Consider the following 3121-nt stretch of genomic DNA (forward strand, 5'->3'; position numbering starts at 1 on the left):
CCCTCGAGTTCTCGGAAGGCGCTTATTTTAAAATATTTTTTATTATGCTTGCCTCCTATCTGTTCTTTGCCCTGCTTCTCCCGGTTCCGGGGACGGAGCTTGCCGCCTTTGCCCGACGAGCGGCTGGAGGCAGGGAAAATGCCCTTTATTGTGCTTCTTCTTTGTTGCTGGCAGTCTTTCTCTGCGTCTTTTACCCATCGTTACTTTTTTTGACGGATCCAAGCTTTTTCCCGGATTCCCTGCCCGTCACCCTTCTGAAGCTAGGTTCTTATGGGATCGGCTTTTTGTTGCTGTCTCTCATGCTGTGGCTTTTATTGCCGTCGTTGCTACGCAGCCTGCTTGCATTCCTCGCTGCGCTGCTGGTCTGCGTCGTTTTGTCGAACGCCTTCCTTTTGACGGAGAAGTACGGCGACCTGGATGCCCTTATGTTCGGACAGCCGTGGTTCCTGCTGTATCCCGGTCCCAGAGTCTTCTTGAAGGACATCGGGAGCCTTCTCATCGCGTTCTCCATCCTCTCCTTCTGCTCGTGGAAAAGGAAGATGAGACACTTCATCAATGCCCTGTGGATTGTCTCCTTCGCTTTGATCGGTGTGAGCGGCTATTGTTACCTCTCGAGCGCGCACGTTCAAAGCGAGACCCTGGGAAGCGCCGATAAATTTCCTCCTTACCACAACCGTCTGTGGCGGTTCAGCAGGACGGAGAAGAACGTCGTCGCCTTTTTCTTCGATGGCTTTACGGGAGATCATCTGCAGAGAATCGTGGCTGCCGCTCCGGAGCTGGCCGAGGGACTGGATGGTTTTACCAGCTATCCCGACACCCTGGCGACGGGATGCATGACCTTTCTGTCCACTCCATCCATTTATGCCGGGCCTTCCTACAAGGCCAACGTGCTCAACCGCACGGAGCCCAACTCGCCCCTCCGGGAAAAATTTGCACGCTCCCTCACGGTCCTGCCCAATATCTTCGTCCGCAAAGGATATGATGTCGTCATGGCGGGGACGCCCTACCTGGAATCCGGGGATGTTTTTTTTCGTAGAGGCTTGGAGAGCCCGGAGTCCGTTCTCCTCCTGTATGGTGATAACTGGGCAAGGGACTATATTCCCTATTGGCAGCGTTGGGCGGAGGCGACGGGACTGAGCCTTCAGGATAAGGATGTGGATATATCGCGGTTCCTGTTGAACCTCTCCCTGTTCCGGGCGGCTCCCTTCAGTTTGAGGGTCAACCTCTACAACGGGGGAAACTGGAGAGGCGATGTTGCGGACCAGGTCCTGGAGGCCCGGCTGAGGACGCATTTCATGTCCAATCTACCTCCGATGCAGTTTATGGGCGATTTTGCCTCGGCCGATGAGGGAGCCCCGACGTTCAAAATCGTCCGCTCCATGCTGTCGCATTACACATGGCACCTGCCCCTGGAGGGGATGCAGCCGGTGCTCGATCCCTATCCCGCTACACCCGGCCAGTTTGTCCTTGTGGACGGGATAATTCCCGAGCACTATTATACGGAGACGCATATGGTGCGGTTCGTGGCGGATTTCGTGGCTTCCCTGAAGCGATTGGGGGTCTACGACAACACGCGTATCGTCATCTTTTCGGACCATGACTCCGGGGACAGCTGGGGTTTGAACAAAGAGTTGGGCAGGGACGCTTATCAGGGAGACCCCAATGCGTTGCTGATGTTCAAGGATTTTGGCTCTCATGGGCCGCTGCGCTTCTCCGACGCTCTGATGTCTTGCGAGGACATTCCGACCCTTTTGTTGGAGGGGATCGAGCGGGTCGACGGCATTCCTGACATGGAAGCGCTGCGGCGCATCAGCGGGCCGGACAGGGTACGCGTCCATTGTGTGGGGACGAGGACTCCGGATCAGAACCTGTTCGACGCAACGGTGTACACCGTGAGGGGAACGATATACCGGAAGGAAAACTGGTCGGAGGGAGAGTAGACGTGTCTGCGACGGAGAACTTTGCCCCAATCATCCTGTTTGTTATAATCGTTTTGAACACACCCACAGGACGGTGGAGACTTTGCGGCAGGGGCGTTCAGTTGTTGCATGTTCCTTGAGCCCAATCTTTGACGGGAGCTTTTGCGGAGAGAACTTGTAAGGAGAGCCGATAGAAATGGAAGAGAAGCCTTTTGACGAATTTTTTCAGGGGAAGGAGCGGTCCCCTGAAAGAATGCGGCTGGAAAGAATAGAGCTGAAGGGCTTCAGGTCCGTCAGTCCTCGGAGCCCCGCAAAAATTGACGTTGGGGACGTGACCGTTCTGTTGGGGGCAAACGGAGCGGGCAAAAGCAACCTGGTTCTCTTTTTCAAAATGTTGGGTTTCATGATGACGAGTTCCCTGCAAAATTTTGTGGGCAAACTGGGGGTTTCGCAGCTTTTGTTTCATGGTCCCAAAACAACGGAATCCCTTGAATTTACCCTGCATTTTTCATCCAAGACGGTGCGGAATACCTACGGTGTGAAGCTTTCTTTCGGCCTGCCCGATCGCCTTTTCGTCAGCGGCGAGAGCGTGACGCATCTTAGAGAGGGACATCGTCAGCCGCAGGAATATTTTCTGCCCGTCGGGAGGGACGAGGTGTCCATCAAAGAGGATACGCGCGAGGATACGTGTAAGACCAGCCGGGTCATTGCAAGATTCCTCTCCGGGGTTCGCGCGTATCAGTTTCACGACACGTCGGAAACCGCTCGCATCCGGGGCCGTTCTTATGTAGACGATTCAAAACATCTGCTCAGCGACGGCGGGAATCTGGCGGCTTTTCTCAAGCGGCTTAAAGAGGGCGATGAGTTTCGGCCATATTATGAGCGGATTGTCCGGCATGTCCGCCGGGTGATGCCGCAGTTCGGAGATTTTATGCTGGAGCCCCTTTCGGATAACGAACGCTATGTTCGCCTGAATTGGAGGAACGCCTGGGGCAATGACTATCTGTTCGGACCCGATCAACTGTCGGACGGCTCCCTGCGCTTCATGGCGCTTGCGGCACTGTTCCTTCAACCCCCTCAGTTGATGCCGGGGGTCCTTGTCGTGGATGAACCGGAACTGGGACTGCATCCCGCCGCGATCGTGGAACTGGCTGGGATGGTCCGCATTGCTGCGCAAAATACGCAGGTTCTTTTGGCCACGC

The 3121-nt window shown here is 55.2% G+C and carries 3 protein-coding genes; 2 read left to right on the forward strand and 1 reads right to left on the reverse strand.

All coding sequences use genetic code 11. The features are described 5' to 3' along the window. Positions 1-268: 268 nt before the first annotated feature. Positions 269-553: a hypothetical protein gene (locus SY1_RS10720; protein ID WP_208873779.1), complete on the reverse strand. Its 285-nt coding sequence runs from the start codon at positions 551-553 to the stop codon at positions 269-271. On the opposite strand from SY1_RS10720, the gene SY1_RS10725 reads away from it, so the two are divergent. Together SY1_RS10725 and SY1_RS10730 are read left to right on the forward strand one after the other, a co-directional pair. Beyond that, a complete protein-coding gene (locus SY1_RS10725; RefSeq protein WP_208873780.1) occupies positions 540-1940 on the forward strand; it encodes a sulfatase-like hydrolase/transferase in 1401 nt (466 codons plus the stop codon). The two genes, SY1_RS10720 and SY1_RS10725, sit on opposite strands and share 14 nt — an antisense overlap. Before the next feature lie 175 nt (positions 1941-2115). Then, positions 2116-3121: AAA family ATPase (locus SY1_RS10730; protein WP_208873781.1), on the forward strand; the 1006-nt coding region annotated here is incomplete at its 3' end.

The sequence above is a fragment of the Fretibacterium fastidiosum genome (assembly GCF_000210715.1).
GTDB lineage: Bacteria > Synergistota > Synergistia > Synergistales > Aminobacteriaceae > Fretibacterium > Fretibacterium fastidiosum.